The 18,080-nt window shown below is 68.8% G+C and carries 18 protein-coding genes; 9 read left to right on the top strand and 9 right to left on the bottom strand.

Annotated features, from left to right (window positions below; translation table 11 throughout):
• Position 1: 1 nt before the first annotated feature.
• Positions 2–280, top strand: coding sequence for a monovalent cation/H+ antiporter complex subunit F (locus tag DYZ02_RS08230; protein ID WP_115685807.1), 279 nt, complete (start codon positions 2–4; stop codon positions 278–280).
• Entirely contained in the window at positions 277–672 is a 396-nt protein-coding gene (locus DYZ02_RS08225) for a monovalent cation/H(+) antiporter subunit G (protein ID WP_115685806.1), read from the top strand. Before DYZ02_RS08230 ends, DYZ02_RS08225 begins: the two co-directional genes overlap by 4 nt.
• On the opposite strand, the gene DYZ02_RS08220 is transcribed toward DYZ02_RS08225, so the two are convergent.
• The 3 genes from DYZ02_RS08220 to DYZ02_RS08210 form a co-directional block, all read right to left on the bottom strand.
• Complete coding sequence (locus DYZ02_RS08220; protein ID WP_115685805.1) at positions 669–1,802, bottom strand: glutamate--cysteine ligase; 1,134 nt, start codon at positions 1,800–1,802, stop codon at positions 669–671. The genes DYZ02_RS08225 and DYZ02_RS08220 overlap by 4 nt on opposite strands.
• A 581-nt stretch (positions 1,803–2,383) precedes the next feature.
• Positions 2,384–3,193 (bottom strand): hypothetical protein, encoded by an 810-nt coding sequence (locus DYZ02_RS08215; RefSeq protein ID WP_147291495.1) that lies wholly within the window; start codon positions 3,191–3,193, stop codon positions 2,384–2,386.
• Between the two features lie 110 nt (positions 3,194–3,303).
• Positions 3,304–3,519 (bottom strand): DUF3263 domain-containing protein, encoded by a 216-nt coding sequence (locus DYZ02_RS08210; RefSeq protein ID WP_342767218.1) that lies wholly within the window; start codon positions 3,517–3,519, stop codon positions 3,304–3,306.
• Between the two features lie 16 nt (positions 3,520–3,535).
• On the opposite strand from DYZ02_RS08210, the gene DYZ02_RS08205 reads away from it, so the two are divergent.
• Genes DYZ02_RS08205 through cls form a run of 4 tightly spaced genes read left to right on the top strand, consistent with a single transcriptional unit; the run spans position 3,536 to position 7,345 of the window.
• The gene (locus DYZ02_RS08205; RefSeq protein WP_220272203.1) at positions 3,536–4,108 is read left to right on the top strand and encodes a peptide deformylase; all 573 of its coding nucleotides are present in this window, start codon (positions 3,536–3,538) and stop codon (positions 4,106–4,108) included.
• Positions 4,109–5,071, top strand: coding sequence for an N-acetylglutamate synthase, CG3035 family (locus DYZ02_RS08200; protein ID WP_115685802.1), 963 nt, complete (start codon positions 4,109–4,111; stop codon positions 5,069–5,071).
• A gap of 10 nt (positions 5,072–5,081) precedes the next feature.
• Positions 5,082–5,873: an exodeoxyribonuclease III gene (locus tag DYZ02_RS08195; RefSeq protein WP_115685801.1), complete on the top strand. Its 792-nt coding sequence runs from the start codon at positions 5,082–5,084 to the stop codon at positions 5,871–5,873.
• Entirely contained in the window at positions 5,870–7,345 is a 1,476-nt protein-coding gene (gene cls / locus DYZ02_RS08190) for a cardiolipin synthase (RefSeq protein WP_115685800.1), read from the top strand. The genes DYZ02_RS08195 and cls overlap by 4 nt, the downstream gene beginning before the upstream one ends.
• 69 nt (positions 7,346–7,414) lie before the next feature.
• Here cls and DYZ02_RS08185 read toward each other — a convergent pair whose 3' ends face one another.
• Genes DYZ02_RS08185 through DYZ02_RS08175 form a run of 3 tightly spaced genes read right to left on the bottom strand, consistent with a single transcriptional unit; the run spans position 7,415 to position 9,528 of the window.
• On the bottom strand, positions 7,415–8,146 hold the full coding sequence (locus tag DYZ02_RS08185) for an ABC transporter permease (protein ID WP_115685799.1): 732 nt from the start codon (positions 8,144–8,146) through the stop codon (positions 7,415–7,417).
• A complete protein-coding gene (locus DYZ02_RS08180; RefSeq protein ID WP_115685798.1) occupies positions 8,139–9,068 on the bottom strand; it encodes an ABC transporter ATP-binding protein in 930 nt (309 codons plus the stop codon). The genes DYZ02_RS08185 and DYZ02_RS08180 overlap by 8 nt, the downstream gene beginning before the upstream one ends.
• Positions 9,061–9,528, bottom strand: coding sequence for an NUDIX domain-containing protein (locus DYZ02_RS08175; protein ID WP_115685797.1), 468 nt, complete (start codon positions 9,526–9,528; stop codon positions 9,061–9,063). The genes DYZ02_RS08180 and DYZ02_RS08175 overlap by 8 nt, the downstream gene beginning before the upstream one ends.
• Positions 9,529–9,586: 58 nt before the next feature.
• Here DYZ02_RS08175 and DYZ02_RS08170 point away from each other — a divergent pair, with 58 nt between their 5' ends.
• Genes DYZ02_RS08170 through DYZ02_RS08160 form a run of 3 tightly spaced genes read left to right on the top strand, consistent with a single transcriptional unit; the run spans position 9,587 to position 14,498 of the window.
• A complete protein-coding gene (locus DYZ02_RS08170; RefSeq protein ID WP_245945723.1) occupies positions 9,587–11,089 on the top strand; it encodes a hypothetical protein in 1,503 nt (500 codons plus the stop codon).
• On the top strand, positions 11,086–12,084 hold the full coding sequence (locus tag DYZ02_RS08165; protein ID WP_115685796.1) for a glutamate ABC transporter substrate-binding protein: 999 nt from the start codon (positions 11,086–11,088) through the stop codon (positions 12,082–12,084). The genes DYZ02_RS08170 and DYZ02_RS08165 overlap by 4 nt, the downstream gene beginning before the upstream one ends.
• Entirely contained in the window at positions 12,081–14,498 is a 2,418-nt protein-coding gene (locus tag DYZ02_RS08160; protein WP_115685795.1) for a serine/threonine protein kinase, read from the top strand. The genes DYZ02_RS08165 and DYZ02_RS08160 overlap by 4 nt, the downstream gene beginning before the upstream one ends.
• Before the next feature lie 117 nt (positions 14,499–14,615).
• Here DYZ02_RS08160 and DYZ02_RS08155 read toward each other — a convergent pair whose 3' ends face one another.
• From DYZ02_RS08155 to pta, 3 genes are all read right to left on the bottom strand, one after another.
• Entirely contained in the window at positions 14,616–15,398 is a 783-nt protein-coding gene (locus tag DYZ02_RS08155) for a hypothetical protein (RefSeq protein WP_115685794.1), read from the bottom strand.
• Positions 15,399–15,475: 77 nt separating this feature from the next.
• Positions 15,476–16,675: an acetate kinase gene (locus DYZ02_RS08150; protein WP_115685793.1), complete on the bottom strand. Its 1,200-nt coding sequence runs from the start codon at positions 16,673–16,675 to the stop codon at positions 15,476–15,478.
• Complete coding sequence (pta, locus tag DYZ02_RS08145) at positions 16,676–18,034, bottom strand: phosphate acetyltransferase (RefSeq protein ID WP_115685792.1); 1,359 nt, start codon at positions 18,032–18,034, stop codon at positions 16,676–16,678.
• Between the last annotated feature and the right edge of the window lie 46 nt (positions 18,035–18,080).

Below are 18,080 nucleotides of genomic sequence, written 5' to 3'. Positions count from 1 at the left end.
CATGGACCCGACCCTGTACACGATCTTCCTCGCCATCGCCGCGGCGTTTATCGTCGCCGGCTTCTTCATCATCTGCTGGCGCATCATCGTCGGCCCGGACTCGATGGACCGCGTCCTCGGCAACGACGCCATCACCGCCTCGCTGCAGTGCGTGCTGGCCCTCTACATCGCCTGGACCCTCGACACCACCGTGGTCAGCGTCATGATGGTCATCGCGCTGCTCGGGTTCATCTCGTCTCTGGCGGTGGCCCGCTTCCGCAAGAGGGACGGCTCGCTGTGAACTGGCACCTCGTCGCGGACATCGCCTCCCTCGTCCTCATCCTGCCCGGTGCGTTCATGGTCTTCTCCGCCGCCGTCGGCACGGTCCGTTTCCCCTCCACCATGGCGCGCGTCCACGCCATCACAAAGCCGCAGACCACCGGCCTCGTGCTCATGGTGCTGGGCACCCTCCTGCGCGTGGTCTGCCACCCGGAGTTCGGCGCGCACGAACGTGCCGACGTCGGCGTGCTCGCACTCCTCGTCCTCTTTGCCCTGATGACCAGCCCCGTGACCGCGCAGCGACTCGGCCGCGTCGCCCGGCGCGAGGGCCTCTACGGCGACGAGTCCGTCCTCTCCGTCAACGAGCGCCCCGCACCCCGGCACCCCAACCGGCCCGAAGAGCGGCGCTCCTAGCCCCAGGTCAGCTCGGACATCTCCCGGCACGTCGCGTCGACGACCGGCTTCCAGTCCCGCTCCACCTGGTAGATGCGGCGCTGGCGCTGGTAGCCCGCGCCGCGCTCGAGGATCTCGTTGACCAGGTTCAGCTCGGCGACGCAGCCGAGGTCCTCCGCGATGGGGGTGAGGACGTCGACAAGCTCCGCGAGCTCCTCCGTCACCCACCGCTCCTCTGTCTCCCGAGAGGTGATGACCAGCGCTTCCAGGCCGTAGCGGGCGCCGCGCCACTTGTTCTCCGCGAGGTGCCACGGCTGCAGGCTCGGCAGCTGCCTGCCCTCGTCGATCATGCGGTCGTAGTACACGACCAGGCAGTGCGTCAGCGCCACCACCGCAGCCAGCTCCCGCAGATTCGACGTCGCGTCCGAGATGCGCACCTCGATGGTGCCCCACTTCGCGGCCGGGCGGATGTCGAAGTGCATCGACCCGGTGTGGTTGATCACGCCCGAGGTGCGCTGGTCCGTCATGAACTGCACCCACTCCTCCCAGGTGTCGAAGTGGTAGGGCATGCCCGCCGTGGGCAGCTGCTGGTAGAGCATGGTGCGGTTCGAGGCGTAGCCCGTGTCAATCCCGTCCCACCCCGGGCTCGACGCCGAAAGCGTCAGCAGGTGCGGGAACTTGGTCATCAGCGCGTTGATGATCGGCCACACCCGCTCCTCGTGGCGGATCCCCACGTGACAATGGATCCCCCACAGTAGCATCTGCTGCCCCCAGTACTGGGTGCGGTTGATGATCTCCTGGTACGTGATCTTCGGGCTCAGCGGCTGCGTCCGGAAATCCGAGAAGGGATGGCCCCCGCCGGCCCACAGCCGGAGGTTTTCCTCCTCCGCAACCTCCCTGACCTTGCCCAGGGTGTCGGCGAGGCTGTCCACCGCCTCCCTCGTGTTCGCGCACACCGGGGTCACCAGCTCGATGGTGTTCTGCAGGAACTCCCGCTCTAGGTGGACGTGCGGGTAGCGCGCCGTGACCTCGTCGATCACTTCCGGGGCCCGGGGCACAAGATCCCTGGTCACGGGGTCGGTGAGGCAGATTTCCCACTCCACACCGAGGGTCGGGCGCGCGGAGCGGGCGAAGTCGCGGTACGGATCCATGCGAAAAAGCTTAGCGTTTGGCCCGCCCGCCTCCCGCCTTTTTCATTCCCCCGGCGCGGTGGCGGGGCTGGGGGTGGCAGATTTTGGGGCGGGCGGTGGNTATCAAAGGGGTGACTCGTCGGATGCGTAAGATGGTTATAGGAGCCCAGATTTTGGGGCGGGCGGTGGATTCTGGCACTCGGCTTGCCGGGGCAGTGCCACATTTTGGCCGGCTTGGCCGGCGACCTGGGGAAAGTGACAGATTTCCGGCCGCATCCCCAAAATCTGGCACTCGACTCCCCGGCGCAGTGCCAAACTTTCACCGCCCCGCCCGGCGACCTGGGGAAAGTGACAGTTTTCACGCCGCATCCCTAAAATCTGGCACTCGACTCCCCGGCGCAGTGCCAAACTTTCACCGCCCCGCCCGGCGACCTGGGGAAAGTGACAGATTTCCGGCCGCATCCCCAAAATCTGGCACTCGACTCCCCGGCGCAGTGCCAAATTTTTGCCACCCCACCCAGCGACCTGCAGAAAGTGACGGATCTCAAGCCGGCGGGGCGAAATCTGGCACCCGGCGCACCCGGCACACTCAGCGCACCCGGTTACCCGGCGAGGACGACGGTGAGGGCGTTGCCGTTGCTGGTTGCCTCGCGGGGCAGGGAGGCGCCCTCGGGGAGGTCGCGAACCGAGCGCGGCTTCCCGCCGACGCGTTGCGCGATGTCCGCGGCGACCTGCTCCGCCCCGCCGACGGCGGGGTCGAAGAAGACGTAGGTTTCCGGGAAGATCCCGAAGCTCTGCTCGGGCAGGTTCATGCGCGCGGCGTCGTCCGACTTGTTGGCAACCTTGAAGTCGGGAGCCAGCTTGCCGGCGGTCTGGCCCGCCAAGTCCGGGGTGGGCGAGTTGTTGAACACCAGCACCTCAGCGTTCTCCCTGGTCAGAGCGGGAGCCGCCTGAGGAGAGCCTGCCGGGGCGCTTTGCGACGCCCCACCCGGCGCCTCGCTGGGCGACGGTGCGCCCGGTGCCTGGCTGGACGCCGGTGCCGAGGCGGGGGCCGACCCGGCGGCCGAGCTGCCCGGCGCGCCCGCGGAAGAGGACGAGGACGGCGCCGCGGAACCGGCCGAATCCGTGGAACCGGGGTCCTTCTGCGTCAGGGCGTAGACGCCCCAGAGCAGGAGTACCGCCGCGACGGCGATGAGGATCATGCCGAGGCCGCGCTTCGGGATCCCCCCGGCGACAGCCGCCGTGCTCCCAGCCGCCGTGCTCCCGGCCGCGGGGGCCTCCTCGCGGGCGCGGTGCGCGCCGCGGTACTCAGCGACGCTCTCGGCGCCGGCCTCGGCACCGGTCTCGTCGAGGTACTCGGCGTCGTAGATTTCTTCGCCACGGTCGCCATTCTCAGGATTCACATTAGTCACACGGGAAACTCTAGCCCCTGCCGCGCGGGGTGGTGGAGAGCGACGCGCCGGGGCGCCGACAGAGGGGCGCCGGGGGCGTCGACAAAGGGGCGTCGAAAAGCGTGCGCGCGCTAGAACGCGCGGGCGTCGCGCACGCGCTGCAGGCGCCGCACGAGCTGGGGGCGGGCGGCGAGGGCGTCGGGGGAGTCGAGGAGGACGTTGAGGCGCTGGTAGTAGCGCACCGGGCTCATGTCCAGGCGATGGCGGATCGCCTCCTCCTTCGCCCCCAGGCTGCGCGGGGCGGAGGCCTCGAAGTCGAGGAGAGCTAAATCGTCCGCACTAAGCATGCCTAATATACTAAGCATGACAATTCGACCGATCGTGATCCACGGCGACCCCGTCCTGCACAACCCCACCAAGCTTGTGGAGCAGCCGGTGGAGGAGCTGGCCGAGCTCATCGCCGACATGCACGAGACCATGGACGCCGCGCACGGCGTCGGCCTGGCCGCCAACCAGATCGGCGTGCCCCTGCGCCTGTTCGTCTACCACTGCCCCGACGGCGACACGATGCGCCGCGGCACCGTGATCAACCCGGTGCTTGAGACCAGCGAGATCCCCAAGACCATGCCCCGCGACGACGGCGAGGACGACGAGGGCTGCCTCTCCGTGCCCGGCGAGGGCTGGCCGACGGGCCGCGCGAACTGGGCGAAGGTCACGGGCCTCGACGAGAACGGCAACGAGGTCGAGGTCGAGGGCGAAGGTTTCTTCGCCCGCTGCCTCCAGCACGAGGTGGGCCACCTCGACGGCTTCCTCTACACCGACGTGCTCACGGGCCGCTACAAGCGCGAGGCGAAGCGCGCCATCAAGGCGAACGGGTGGACGGAGCCGGGCAACACGTGGATGCCGGGCGTCGACGAGGACCCCTTCGGGCACTAGATGTCCAGCTTCTTCCGCTCCGACGACATCGCGGTGGGCGATCGCGTTGTCGTGCGCCAGCGCCGCGGCGAGCACGCCAGTGACGTGATCGGGCACGTCGAGAAGCTCGAGCCCCTGACGATCCGCCCGCAGGAGGTCGGGGGCTTTCCCTCCTTCAGGGAGGCGATCGAGGTGCGCGACGTGCACATCGTGAAGAAGCTCTCGCCGCGCACGGTGCGCAACTCCGACATCCGCGCCCTCGAGACCGCCTACGCCAAGGCCTTCCCCGGCCAAGAGCACGAGCTTATCGACGGCTGGCTCGCCCGCTCCGGCGCCGACATCGCCGAGCGCTCCAACTCGGCGGTTCCCCTGGGCCACAGCGCCGGCTTCGCCCCCGTGCCGCTGGAGGCGCTCAAGGAGTTCTACGCCCGGCACGACCAGCCGGTGGTGCTGCTCATCCCGGAGCGCATAGGCAAACCCGCGCTCAAGCTGGTCGAATCCGGTGGCTGGACCCTCGGCGAGGAGATCCTGGTGATGACACACCCGCTCACCGGCCTCGCGGAGGCGTCGGCGCACTTCGACATCGCGGACACGCCCGATGATGACTGGCTGGCCATGTACCACTACCGCGGCCGCGCCCTGCCCGTCGACGCCCTGAAGGCCGTCAACGCCGAGATCGACGGGCGCATCGCCTTCGCCCGCCTGCTCGTCGACGGCGAGACCGTGGCCGTCACCCGCGCCACCCTCACCGAATCCACCGACGGGCGCTCGTGGCTCGGTTACTCCGCCGTCGAGGTCGCACCGCACCTGCGCCGCCGCGGCCTGGGCACCGAGCTCACCTCCAGCCTGCTTGCCTGGGGTGCCGCCCGGGGCGCCGACGCCGCGTACCTGCAGACCCGCGCCTCCAACACCGCCGCCGTGGCGATGTACCGCAAGGCCGGGTTCACCGAACACCACCGGCACCGCTATGCGCAGCTAGGTTAGGGTGTAAGGCATGCGGATAGCCACCTGGAACGTCAACTCGGTACGCACCCGCGCCGAGCGCATTGCCGCCTTCCTCGAGCGCCACGACATCGACGTGCTCGCCATGCAGGAAACCAAGGTGACCGACGAGAAGTTCCCGTACTCCGTGTTCGAGGCCGCCGGCTACGAGGTCGCCCACGTCGGCCACTCGCAGTGGAACGGCGTGGCCATCGCCTCCCGCGTCGGGCTGGACAACGTGCGCGACTCCTTCGAGCGCCAGCCCACCTTCGCCAAGACGGGCGACCCGGTCGTCGAGGCCCGAGCGGTCGGCGCGACCTGCGGCGGCGTCGACGTGTGGAGCCTCTACGTGCCCAACGGCCGCTCCATCGGCGATCCCCACTACGACTACAAGCTCGAGTTCCTCTACTGCCTGCGCGACGCCGTCGACGCCGCCGCCCCCGCCGCCTACTGCGGCGACTTCAACATCGCACCCCGCGACAAGGACGTCTGGGACATCTCCTGGTTCGAGGGCAAGACCCACGTCACCGAGCCCGAGCGCGCCGCCTTCCAGATGCTGCTGGAGGCCGGCCTCGAGCCCGTCGCCCACGACGAGCCCTACTCCTTCTGGGACTACAAGTCCATGCGCTTCCAGAAGAACGAGGGCATGCTCATCGACTTTCAGCTGGTCACGCAGGCCTTGGGGCGTCGATTAGCGAAGGCGTGGGTGGACGTCGACGAGCGCCGCGGAAAAGGCGCCAGCGACCACGCGCCCGTCATCGCCGACTTCGACACCACGAACCTCTCGCTCGACGACGTCCGATGACCCTCCAGCTGGACATCTCCTACTGGCAGCTGGCGCTCATGGCGCTGGACTACGGCATCAAGTTCGTCATGATCGGCGTCGTGCCCTCCAACCGGCGCCCCTCCAGCGCCAACGCCTGGCTGCTGCTCATCCTCCTCCTACCCGTCGTCGGGCTGCCCCTCTACCTCATGATGGGCTCGGCCTACGTCTCCCGCCGCCGCCACCGCATCCAGCAGCTGGCCAAGGCTGAACTGGAAAACGTGCACGTAGACGTGCCCGACTACCCCGCCGGCTCGCAGCTCTCCGACGAACTCGAGTCGATGGTGCGGCTCAACCGCACCCTCACCGGCTTCCCCGCCGTCCACGCGCACGTGCGCCACCTCTGGGCCGACTACGAGATGACCATGACGCGCATCGCCACGCTCATCGACAGCGCCCAGCAGTACGTGGACATCGAGATCTACGCCGTGGCCTGGGACGACACCACCGACCGCGTCTTCCGCGCCATCGAGCGCGCCGTCCAGCGCGGCGTCCACGTCCGCCTCCTCTACGACCACATCGGCTCGCTCAAATACCCCGGCTACCGGCGCCTCCGCCGCCGCCTCCGCGACATTGGCGTCGACTACCACCGCATGCTCCCCCTCGACCTCTTCCGCAGCCGCTGGCGGCGCCCCGACCTGCGCAACCACCGCAAAGTCATCATCATCGACGGGCAGGTCGGCATGCTGGGCAGCATCAACCTCATCGACCGCACCTACCTCACCCGGCGCCACGTCCGCGCCGGCCGCAAATGGGTCGACGCCTTCGTCGAGCTGGAAGGGCCCATCGTCACCTCGCTCGAGTCCATGTTCGCCGTCGACTGGTACACCGAATCCGGCGAGCTGATCAACCTCGAACCCCCCGCCGACCTCATCGGGGCGCGCGACGACGGCAACATCGTCCAGCTCGTCCCCTCCGGGCCCGGCTACCAGGCGGAACCCAACCTGCGCATGTTCAACACCCTCATGCACCACGCCCGCGAGCGCCTCATCCTCTGCTCGCCCTACTTCGTCCCCGACGACACCCTCCTCGAGGCCATCACCACCGCCTGCTACCGCGGCGTCCGCGTCGACCTCCTCGTCGGCGAACGCGCCGACCAATTCATGGTCCAGCACGCCCAGTCCTCCTACTACCAGCAACTTCTTGAAGCCGGCGTGCGCATCTGGGAGTTCCCCGCCCCCTACGTCCTGCACACCAAGTTCGCCCTCGCCGACCCCGGCCTGCCCAGCTCGGTGGGCGTCATGGGCTCGTCCAACATGGACATGCGCTCGTTTACCCTCAACTACGAGAACTCCCTCTTCATCTGCCGCGGGTCCCTCCTCGACCAACTCCACGACCTCTCCCTCGCCTACTTCGCCGTCTCGCGCCAGCTCACCCTCGAGCGCTGGAGCCAGCGGCCCTGGCACCGCCGCTACATCGACAACGTGATGAAGCTGACCTCCGCCCTGCAGTAGGTTTCCCGGGCGCGAGAAAAGGGGCCGGGCCCACAACGGACCCAGCCCCCGGAGGCGCAGCGAGCGAGCTTAGGCGTCGCGCCTTTCCAGCAGCACGAGCCCCACGATCCACAGGACGGCAGCCCACGCCGCGAAGACTCCCAGCGACTCCCAGACGGTGAAGGTGCCGGTGGGCATGTTGAACAGGAACGCGTAGAGGTTCGAGAAGGGCATGAACTTGGCGACGTCCTCTCCGACGCGCGGGACCAGCCCCACCAGCGCCTCGACCACGAACTGGGTGCCGAAGGCGAGGACGATCGCGCCGGCGGTGTTGCGCACGAGCCAGCCGATGCCCTGGTTGAACAGGGTCAGGGCGGCGGCGCCGAGCGGCAGCGCCCACAGGGCCCGGGTGGTGGCGGGGTTCGACGCCCAGTTGGCCGGGTGGTAGGCCAGCGCGTCGCCGAGCGTGAACGCGAGGACCAGCGCGAGGAAGGTGAGCAGGGCCGCGATGACGGCGTAGAGCCCGAGCTTGACGACGGCAACCTGCCACCGCGCCGGGGAAATCCGGTAGGTGGTGGCGGGGATGCCGAAGCGGTACTCGGTGGTCACCGTCATGGTCGCCTGGACCGTGATCACCACGGCGGTGACCATCGCGACGGCCATGATCACGGTGAGGGGGATGTAGACGAAGGCGTTTTCGGAATCTGCGCTGGCGAAGATCGCGGCGAGGAGGGTCGGGATGGCCAGCATCAGGCCGCTGGTCCACCAGAAGGAGGCGGTGGTGCGCAGTTTGGTCCACTCGGAAGCGACGATGTTAAGCATTGAATCCCTCCCGGGAAGAGTACTGGGCCTGGCCTTCGGTGGAGTGCATGTAGGCGTCCTCGAGGGAGCCGCGGCGCTCGGTGAGCTCGTTGAGCTGCACGCGGTTCTCGAAGGCGAGGGCGCCGATGTCCTCGCTGGTGCGCCCCTCGACGGTGACGATGGGGCGCCCGGCCGCGTCGGCGCCGCGGACGAAGGGGATCTTGGCGGAGGACAGCGCTGCCTCGAGCGCGGCGGGGTCCGCGGGGCGGGCGACGGCGGCGACGGCGGAGTTGGAGGAGATGAAGTCGGCGACCGAGGTGTCGGCGACCAGCTTGCCCCGGCCGATGACCACGAGGTTGTCGGCGGTCTGCGCCATCTCTGCCAGGAGGTGGGAGGAGACCAGGACGGTGCGTCCTTCGTCGGCAAGCGAGCGCAGCAGGGAGCGCACCCAGCGGATGCCCTCAGGGTCGAGGCCGTTGATGGGCTCGTCGAGGATGAGCACCTCGGGGTCGCCGAGCATGGCCGAGGCGATGCCGAGGCGCTGCCCCATGCCGAGCGAGAACCCGCCGACCCGCGAGCCGGCGACGTCGCTCAGGCCGACCAGGTCGAGGACCTCGTCGACGCGGCTGGTCTCAAGGCCGGCGGCGCGGGCCTGCCACAGCAACGTGTTGCGGGCGCTGCGGTTGGGGTGGACGCCCTTGGCGTCGAGCAGGGCGCCGACCCGGCGCGCGGGGTTGTTCAACTGGCGGTAGGGGGTGCCGTCGATAAGCGCCGTGCCCGAGGTGGGCCTGTCCAGGCCGAGCACCATGCGCATCGTGGTGGACTTGCCGGAGCCGTTGGGGCCCAGGAAACCCGTCACCACGCCGGGCTTCACAGAGAAGGTGAGGCCGTCGACGGCGCGGACCTGACCGTAGACCTTGGTGAGGTCGTGAACGTCAATCATGCGTTTCAGTATGCCCGAGGAGCCCGTCCAGCGACGCCTCGAACCCGGGGTGGAGGGGCAGCTCGCGCACCCGGTCGAGGGCGACCCAGCGCAGCTCCTCGCTCTCCTCGTTGGGGGTGACCTCGATCGGCTCGCCCGTGGTCGTTTCCGCGAGGACGGTCGTGTAGGTCCAGCCGGAGTCGAACGGGCCGGCGGTGACAAGCTCGCCGCGCACCCGGACGAGTGCGGGGTCGATGGCGCACTCCTCGACGGCCTCGCGCAGCGCCGCCTCCGCAACCGTCTCGTGGGAGTCGCGCGCTCCCCCGGGCAGGCCCCACGTGTCGCCCTGCGCGGTCCACGCTGCCCGGTGCTGCAGCAGAACACGCTCTCCTGCCTGCAGAAACAGACCGGCCGCACCGAAGCGGCCCCACATTTTCACTCCGTTCGGGCCGGGGACCCAGCCGTTGCCGTCACCTTCCATATCCCCCACAATAGGCAAGCCCACGACACCGCGATATTCTGCGATATTCTTGGGTGTTATGCGTGAGGCTACGAGCGACCCGCGCGGCACCGCCGCCGCATCCTCGTCCGCGCGCGATCCGCGCGGCGCAGTGGTGGCGCTGCCTGAAAAGCCCGACGCCCTCGAGCCGGCGGACGCCTGGGGGGACGATGACTGGCTCGACCAGCTGGAGGACCGCCCGGAGAACCGGGGGGCGCGCTCCTTCGTCACCGACACGTTCACCGGCCCGCTGCGCTGGGTGCGCCGCGTGCTGGACTTCGCGGGGACGACGCCCGGGCGCATCATCGCGATGATGACGGTGCTCACGCTCGCCCTCGTCGCCGCAGGCTGGGCGATGAGCCAGTCGATGGCGCAGCGGCAGCAGTCGCTGAACGTGCTGATCAACTCGACCGAGCCGATGAGCAATTCGGCGCACGTGCTGTTCACCTCGCTGTCGCAGGCGGACACGGTCTCGACCACCAGCTTCATTTCGCCGGGCATGGTCCCGGAGGAGGAGATGAACCTCTACCTCGCCTCGCTCGACCGCGGGGTCGTGGCGGCGAACGAGGTGCTCGAGGGAACGGTCGATTCCGACGGCGCCGCCAACCGCGACAAGGTGCGCGACCTCGTCACCCAGATCCAGCGAGACGTGCCCATCTACGCGGGGATCATGGAGCGCGCCAAGACGAACCAGCAGATGGGCAACCCGGTCGGCGTGGCCTACATGTCCGAGGCCTCGGGCATCATGCGCGAGCGCATGCTTGACGACGCCTCATCGCTGTTCCAGCTCAGCCGCGAGCAAGTCGCGGCGGAGATGGGCCGGCTCTCCGCGCCGCAGTGGTTCCCCCTCTCCGGGCTGGTGGCAGCGTTCGGCTTCCTCATCGCCGCGCAGATCTGGCTGTGGCGGGTGTTCCGCCGCCGCCTCAACAAGGGCTTTTTGGCCGCCACGGCGATGATGGTGGTGGCCATCTCGTGGGTGAGCGCGTCGAACTACGCGGCGTGGCAGTCGGGGGTGGTGGGCTTCGAGAAGGCCTCGAACCCGTGGCAGGAGCTGACCACCGCGCGTATCGACGCCCAGGAGACCCGCACCGACGAGATCTTCGCCCTGCTGCGCCGCCAGTCGGTGGACGAGTCCGAGAGCTCCTTCACCACCACCTACGCCGAGGTGCACAGCGCTTTGGACGCGGCGGCCCCCACCGCGGACGCCTACCTGATCCAGTCGGGCCGCGACGCCCTGGAGCAGTGGGCGGTGGCGCACCGCAGTCTCGTCGACACGCTCAACCAGGGGCGCTTCGACAACGCCATCGGCATCCTCACCAACACGGACAGGGAGACCCAACAGGTGTCCTCGGCGCTGGCGTACGCCCAGCTCGATTCCGTGTTCTCCGAGCTGATCAAGCAGTCTCGCGCCAACATGCGCGAGTACATCAGCGCCTCCCTCGACGCCACCCGCGCCGTCTCCGGCGTGGTGGCCGGGCTGACGCTGCTGTCCATCGTCGCGATCTGGCTGGGCATCCGCCGCCGTCTGGGGGAGTACCTATGAGAAGGCAGCTGATCGCGCTCGCCGCCGGCGGGGCCCTGGCGGCCTGCGCGGCCTGCGGCGCCCCGCCCGCTCCCCCGCCCCCGTCGGATCCGCCGCTGGCGTACGCGGGCCTGCCGCTGCCGCCCGGCGCTTCCCTCGACCCCGCCGGGGTCCAGCCGCGCGCCGCCTTCTCGGACGACACGATGTGGCCGGGCTCCCTGCGCCCCGATTCCGCCACGCCGGAAGAGCGCATTCCGGAGATCGTGGAGCGCGGCCGCATCATCATCGGCGTGGACCAGTCCCAGTACCTGCTGTCCTACCGCGACACCGCGGTGGGCGACCTGCGCGGCTTCGAGATCGACCTGGCCCACGAGATCGCCCGCGACATCTTCGGCGACCCCACCAAGGTGGACTTCCGCTTCGTGGATTCGGGCAAGCGCGTGTCCACCCTCGAGGCCGGCGACGTGGACATCGTCGTGCGCACGATGTCCATCACCCCCGAGCGGGTCGAGCGCGTCGACTTCTCCATCCCCTACCTGGCCAGTTCGGTGCGCCTGTTCACCCCGCAGAACCGGGGGATCGGCGGCATCGACGACACGGCCGGCAAGTCCGTGTGCGTCGTCGACGGCTCCAACCTCCTCGAGCTGGCGCGCGCCGTCGCCCCGGCCAGCAAAATCCTGCGGACCCGCAGCTGGGCCGACTGCCTCATGGCCACCCAGCAGTACCAGGCCGACGCCGTCCTCGCCGACGACGCCATCCTCGCCGGCATGACCGCGCAGGACCCGCACACCCGCGTGCTGGAGGACACCTTCGGCACCCAGAGCTACGCCGTGGGCGTGCGCAAGGGAGAGGACGGGCTGGTGCGCCAGGTCAACTCCACCCTCGAGCGCATCCGCACCGACGGGACGTGGAGCCGCATGCAGGGCGCCTGGCTCGCCGACGCCCTGTCCAGCCCCGAGCCGCCGCCCGCCCGCTACCGAGCGGAGACGGAAGGAACGGAAAGGACAGCTCCATGACGGACAAGCAGCAGCCCGAGCCGACCGAAGCCGTCCTGTACGACCCCTTCGCCGACGACCCCGCCACCGAGGCTGTCGCCTTCGACCCCTTCGCCGATGACGAGGACGACGACGAGGACGCCACGGACCGCCACCTCGTGGATAGCGGCCCCGGCGAGGAATACGCCGGGCTGGGCGACATGGCGGGCCTGCTCAAGGACCTGGACAAGTTGCGCGAGGGCGGGTCGCAGGAGGACTCCTCCCAGCGCTCGCGCCGCGAGGCCCTGGACACCTTCCGCGAGCTGCGCGGCACGCAGCGCGCCGCCCGCGTCGTCGCCGACGGCATGGTCGAGCTGCCGTGGGTGCCCCCCGGCGACCCCGCCGACGCCCTGAAGGACCCGCGCGTCGCACACGCCGAGAAGGGCATCCCCCTGCCCCAGCTCGACCCCGGCGACATCGTGGCCAGCCAGTACGAGATCATGGGCGTCATCGCACACGGCGGCATGGGCTGGATCTACCTGGCGCACGACCACCACGTCGCCGGGCGCGTCGTCGTGCTCAAGGGACTGCACTCCACGAAGAACGCCGACGAGACCGCCGCCGCCGCGGCCGAGCGGGAGTTCCTGGCCGACGTCACCCACCCCGGCATCGTGAAAATCTTCAACTTCATCGACGACCCCCGCGTCCCCGGCGGGTTCATCGTGATGGAGTACGTCGGCGGGCCGTCGCTACGCGAAAAGCGCAACAACGAACCCACCCACCTCCTCCCGGTGGACGTCGCCATCGCCTACATCCTCGAGGTCCTCCCGGCGCTGGCCTACCTCCACTCCCGCGGCGTGGTCTACAACGACCTCAAGCCCGACAACATCATCGTCACCGAGGACCAGGTCAAGCTCATCGACCTCGGCGCCGTCTCCGGCATCGGCGCCTTCGGCTACATCTACGGCACCAAGGGGTTCCAGGCTCCGGAGGTGGCGTCGGAGGGGCCGTCGATAAGCAGCGACATCTACACCGTCGGGCGCACCCTCGCGGCGCTGGTCGTGGACCTGCCGCGGGAAAACGGCGTCTACGCCCCCGGGGTCCCCTCCCCCACCCACGAGCCGCTGTTCCGCCGCTACCTGTCGCTGTACCGCCTCATCGTGCGCTGCTGCGATCCGGACCCCGCACAGCGCTTCAGCAGCGTGGACGACCTCGAGGCGCAGATGCTGGGCGTGCTGCGCGAATGCATCGCGATCCGCGACGGCATCACCTTCCCCGCCCAGCACTCCCTGTTCTCCCCGCAGCGCACCACCTTCGGCACGAAGCACCTCGTCTTCCGCACCGACCAGCTCATCGACGGCATCTCCCGCACCGTCGAAATCACCCCCCAAGAGGTCGTGGCGGCCCTGCCCTCCCCGCTCATCGACCGCTCCGACATCGGCGCCTCCATGATCCAGGGCTCCTCCTACCAGGAGCCGCAGGAAACCCTCGAGAACCTGCGCCAGGCGATGCAGACTCCGCAGTACGAGCAGTCGATGGAAATCCCCTTCGGCGTGGTCCGGGCGATGCTCGACATGGGCCTGACCTACCAGGCGCGGACCTGGCTGTCCTCCCTCGCCGACAGGCTCGGCCACAACTGGCGGTACGCCTGGTACTCCGGCGTGATCAACATGCTCCTCGGCGAGTACCGCGAGGCGCAGCGCGACTTCACCTCCGTCCTCGCCCACGTCCCCGGCGAGGCCGCCCCCAAGCTCGCCATCGCCGCGATCGACGAGCTCATCAGCCAGCAGGCCGGGCCCTACGCACTCGACCTGCTTAACGACGACATCGCCCGCGCCACCTCCGGCATCCGCACCAACCTGGCCGACCTGCCCAGCTCCGTCTTCGAGGACTGGGAGGCCCGCGGCATGCTCACCCCCGGCTGGGAGCTGCTCAGCGACGACCCCGCCGTCCTGCGCTACAACGCCCTGCGACTCTACGCCCTGGTCTGGCAAACCAACCCCACCACCGTCTCCGCCGCTTTCGGCCTGGCCCGACTCCTCATGGCCGAGTCCGAGGTGGAACTCGCCGTGGCCGCCCTCGACCGCGTCTCTCCCTCTTCGCGACACCACCGCATGGCCAAGCTCACCACCATCCTCGACCTCGTCTCCGCCGAACTGACCGAGTCCCGCATCCGCCGCGCCGCCCGCCGCCTGGAGGAGATCCCCAGCAACGAGCCCCGCTTCCTACAGATCAAGGTCTACGTCCTGCGCGCCGGCCTGACCTTCCTCCGCGACGCCGGGGTAGAAAAGGCCGCCTCCAGCCACAACCTCTTCGAATACCCCTTCACGCTCCGTGGCCTGCGCCGCGGCCTAGCCATCACCCTGCGGGAGCAGGCCCGCGTCGCCCCCTACGCCCACCACCGCTACGCGCTCGTCGACATGGCGAACAAGGTGCGCCCCGCCACCTGGTTCTAGGGGTTCGTCGTCGGTTGGCCCCACAAGACGACCGCGAAACCAGGTGGGCAAAACCCTAGGTCGGCTGTGACAGATGTGACGCCGAAAACGTCATCGTCTTGCAGCCCCGCGCGAGAATCAGGGCGCGTCCCCAAGGAGCTGTATCGCCCGCTCAACCTTGCGCAGGAACTCACCGTTGTGCAGTTCCTCCCAGCGGACGCGGATCAGGACGGGGCTGCCGTCGAGAAGCCAGCGTTCGCGCTCCCTCTCGTGCCGCACGGCGGTCACGTAGTCGTCGCGTTCTTTGCGGCGGCCGTCGAATTCGACGAAGACCCGCCCGTTGATGACCATGTCGGCGCGCCCTCTGCGCGGTGCACCCTCGACGTCGGTGTAATCGAAGGTCACTTGCCGTTCGATGCTGTCGACCCCGGGCAGAGATGCCTCTACCAGCCGGTAGCGCCCCAGTGTCTCCGTCACGCTTTCGCTTCTTTCCGACGCCCCGCCGAGCATCTCCACGAAACCCCTCTTCCCCGTGGCCCGCGGCAGTGTTTGCGCCTCCCGGAGAAGGTATTTCCTGCTCACGTCCTTGTGCTGCAGCGCGGACTCCGTCGAGCCGAGGGCGGGCAGGTAGCCGTGGTAGCGGAAGGTATCGAACAGCGCCATCACCAAGGAGACGATGGTGAACCCCATGAACGAGCGGCAGTGCTGCGGGTCGACCCGGCCGCTGCGGTGGCGGATGTGAGGCCCGCCGTTGACTGCGGGCCTCGTGTCTCCGCGCAGCGCGAGGTCGACAACCCGCACGCGGTGCAGGGTGACAAAGCCCATCACGCGGATCGTGGCCGGCGCGGTGAACAGCGCCGTCTTTCTGCCCTGGTAGGCGCGAGCGATCAGCGCCAGCTCCTTCTCCCCCGAAAAGTCCATGCTTCCAGGGGGTACCATCCCGCGCGCCACCCCGCCCGACGAGGACCTGCGGGCTGCGGATAACTCGCGCGATCTGTCTACATCCTCGCGGCGACCTTGGCGGCCTTCTGCGCGATGGCGAGCTCCTCGTTGGTGGGCACGACCAGGACCTTCACGGCGGAGTCGTCGGTAGAGATGATCCGCGGGCCGTCGTTGGGCATCGCGTTGCGCTCGTCCGAGATCTTGATGCCGTACATCTCGAGGTTGTCGAGGGCGTCGCGGCGCACGAACCGGTCGTTCTCGCCGACGCCGGCCGTGAAGGTGATGGCGTCGACGCGGCCGAGGGCGATCATGTAGGACCCGATGTAGCGGCGCAGCTGGTTGATGTAGACGTTGTACGCCATCCAGGCGTCCTGGTTCTCGTCCTCGATCATGGCGCGCAGCTGGCGGAAGTCGTTGACGCCGGAGAGGCCCTTGACGCCGGACTGCCTGTTCAGGAGGTTGTCGATCTCGTCGATGCTCATCCCGCCCTGGCGGGTGAGGTGGAAAATGATGCCGGGGTCGATGTCGCCGCAGCGGGTGCCCATGACCAGGCCAGCGAGCGGGGTCAGGCCCATGGAGGTGTCGATGGGCTGGCCGTTCGCCACGGCGGAGCAGGAGGCGCCGTTGCCGAGGTGGAGCACGATCTGGCGGGTGTGCGCGGGGTCGCGGTCGAGGAGCGCGGGCACCTGGGAGGACACGAACTCGTGGGAGGTGCCGTGGAAGCCGTAGCGGCGGATCTGGTTCTTGCCCGCAACCTCGGCGTTGATGGCGTAGACCGCGGCGGCGGGAGGCAGGTGGCGGAAGAAACCGGTGTCGAAGACAGCGACGTGAGGGATGTCGGGAAGCAGCTCGCGGGCGACCTCGATGCCGTCGATGTTGGCGGGGTTGTGCAGCGGCGCGAGCGGGATGAGCTCGCGGATCTTCTCCACCACCTCGTCTACGATAAGCTCCGGCTCGGAGAACACCATGCCGCCGTGGACGACGCGGTGGCCGACCGCGGTGATGTCGAGCTGGGTGGGCCCGAGGCCCTTGGAGTCGAGGATGCGGAACGCTTCCTGCAGGCCCACCTTGTGCGTCGGGATAGGCTTTTGGGCGACTTCCTTGCCGTCGGGGTGCTTGACGGTGACGCAGCCGGAGGGCTCACCGATCTGCTCGACGAGTCCGGAAACGAGCGGGGCGTCGGCGGCGCCGGCGTTGGGGTCGACGATCTGGAACTTGATGGACGAGGACCCGGAGTTGATGACGAGCGAGTACATTTAGTTTCCCCCTGCCTGGATCGCGGTGATGGCTACTGTGTTGACGATGTCGCGCACGGTCGCGCCGCGGGAGAGGTCGTTGACCGGCTTGTTCAGCCCCTGGAGGATCGGTCCGACGGCGAGGGCGTCGCCGGTGCGCTGCGCGATCTTGTAGCCCGCGTTGCCCGCCTCGAGGTCGGGGAAGATGTAGACGTTCGCCTCGCCCGCGACCGGGGAGTCGGGGGCCTTCTTCTTGCCGACGCCCGGGTCGCACGCCGCGTCGAACTGCAGCGGCCCGTCGACCTTGAGCGAGGGATCGAGCGCCCGCGCGGCCTCGACGGCGGCGGCTGCGCGGTCGACGTCGGGGCCGGAACCCGAGGTGCCGGTCGAGTACGACAGGATCGCGACCTTCGGGTCGATGCCGAACTGCGCCGCGGTGCCCGCGGAAACGGCCGCGATCTCGCCGAGTTGCTCTGCGGTGGGGTTGGGGTTGACGGCGCAGTCGCCGAAGGCCCAGAGGCGGTCGCGCATGACCATGAGGAAGATCGAGGAGACCACGGAGGCACCGGGGGCGGTCTTGATGATCTGGAACGACGGCTTGATGGTGTGCGCCGTGGTGTGGGCGGCGCCGGAGACCATGCCGTCGGCGAGCCCTTTGTGCACCATCATGGTGCCGAAGTAGGAGATGTCGCGCATGGTCTCACGGGCGTCGTCGAGCGAGATGCCCTTCGCCTTGCGCAGCTCGGCGAAGTCGGCCGCGAATTCCTCGAGGAGGTCGGACGAGAGGTGGTCGATGACCTGCGCCTGCGACAGGTCAACACCGAGGTCGCGGGCACGGCGCTCGATATCCGCCGGCTCGCCGAGGATCGTGAGCTTCACGACGCCCCGCTCCAGCAGCTCCCCCGCCGCCTGCAGAATCCGGTCGTCCTCGCCCTCGGGCAGGACGATGTGCGCCTGCTTCTCCCTGGCGCGGTTGATCAACCACGACTCGAAGACCATGGGGGCCATGACCTGGCGGGCCTCGGGGAGGGCGCCGGAGAGGGCGTCGTCAAGCTGTTCCTCGGTCACGACGGTTGCGGCGGCACCGAGAGCCTGCACCTGCTTCTCGACGAGCCGGGAACGCTCCGGGGAATCCGCCAGCACCACAACCGGGATGCCGAGCGCCGAGGCGAGCTCAGCGTCAAAGGAAAGATCTCCCGTGCCCGCGATCAGCGAGGCACCATCCGCCAGCGGATCGGCGGAGAAGACGTCACCGAGGTCCGCGTCCTGCGGATCCAGCTGGAGAAGGCGGAGACCGCGGGAAGAAGCAAGCTGGTCGAGGTCAATTCCGTCAAAGTTGCGGTTGGCCAAGGTGAGTAGCACGGAGGACGAATCGGTCAATTTTTCTACCTTTCAATTCCAATTGCACATGCGGCGCAGGTAGGGA

Source organism: Corynebacterium senegalense (assembly GCF_900411315.1).
In the GTDB taxonomy this organism is placed as follows: Bacteria; Actinomycetota; Actinomycetes; order Mycobacteriales; family Mycobacteriaceae; genus Corynebacterium; species Corynebacterium senegalense.
The sequence above is the reverse complement of the archived record's forward strand: the minus strand, read 5'-3'. Positions and strand labels throughout refer to the sequence as shown.

What these genes read in the sequence shown, in the direction of transcription:
- DYZ02_RS08155 (WP_115685794.1), bottom strand. Translation starts at nt 15,398, where the DNA reads ATGGACTTTTCGGGGGAGAAGGAGCTGGCGCTGATCGCTCGCGCCTAC.
- DYZ02_RS08230 (WP_115685807.1), top strand. Translation starts at nt 2, where the DNA reads ATGGACCCGACCCTGTACACGATCTTCCTCGCCATCGCCGCGGCGTTT.
- cls (WP_115685800.1), top strand. Translation starts at nt 5,870, where the DNA reads ATGACCCTCCAGCTGGACATCTCCTACTGGCAGCTGGCGCTCATGGCG.
- DYZ02_RS08210 (WP_342767218.1), bottom strand. Translation starts at nt 3,519, where the DNA reads ATGCTTAGTGCGGACGATTTAGCTCTCCTCGACTTCGAGGCCTCCGCC.
- DYZ02_RS08170 (WP_245945723.1), top strand. Translation starts at nt 9,587, where the DNA reads ATGCGTGAGGCTACGAGCGACCCGCGCGGCACCGCCGCCGCATCCTCG.
- DYZ02_RS08220 (WP_115685805.1), bottom strand. Translation starts at nt 1,802, where the DNA reads ATGGATCCGTACCGCGACTTCGCCCGCTCCGCGCGCCCGACCCTCGGT.
- DYZ02_RS08200 (WP_115685802.1), top strand. Translation starts at nt 4,109, where the DNA reads ATGTCCAGCTTCTTCCGCTCCGACGACATCGCGGTGGGCGATCGCGTT.
- DYZ02_RS08195 (WP_115685801.1), top strand. Translation starts at nt 5,082, where the DNA reads ATGCGGATAGCCACCTGGAACGTCAACTCGGTACGCACCCGCGCCGAG.
- DYZ02_RS08150 (WP_115685793.1), bottom strand. Translation starts at nt 16,675, where the DNA reads ATGTACTCGCTCGTCATCAACTCCGGGTCCTCGTCCATCAAGTTCCAG.
- DYZ02_RS08160 (WP_115685795.1), top strand. Translation starts at nt 12,081, where the DNA reads ATGACGGACAAGCAGCAGCCCGAGCCGACCGAAGCCGTCCTGTACGAC.
- DYZ02_RS08185 (WP_115685799.1), bottom strand. Translation starts at nt 8,146, where the DNA reads ATGCTTAACATCGTCGCTTCCGAGTGGACCAAACTGCGCACCACCGCC.
- DYZ02_RS08205 (WP_220272203.1), top strand. Translation starts at nt 3,536, where the DNA reads ATGACAATTCGACCGATCGTGATCCACGGCGACCCCGTCCTGCACAAC.
- DYZ02_RS08165 (WP_115685796.1), top strand. Translation starts at nt 11,086, where the DNA reads ATGAGAAGGCAGCTGATCGCGCTCGCCGCCGGCGGGGCCCTGGCGGCC.
- DYZ02_RS08180 (WP_115685798.1), bottom strand. Translation starts at nt 9,068, where the DNA reads ATGATTGACGTTCACGACCTCACCAAGGTCTACGGTCAGGTCCGCGCC.
- DYZ02_RS08175 (WP_115685797.1), bottom strand. Translation starts at nt 9,528, where the DNA reads ATGGAAGGTGACGGCAACGGCTGGGTCCCCGGCCCGAACGGAGTGAAA.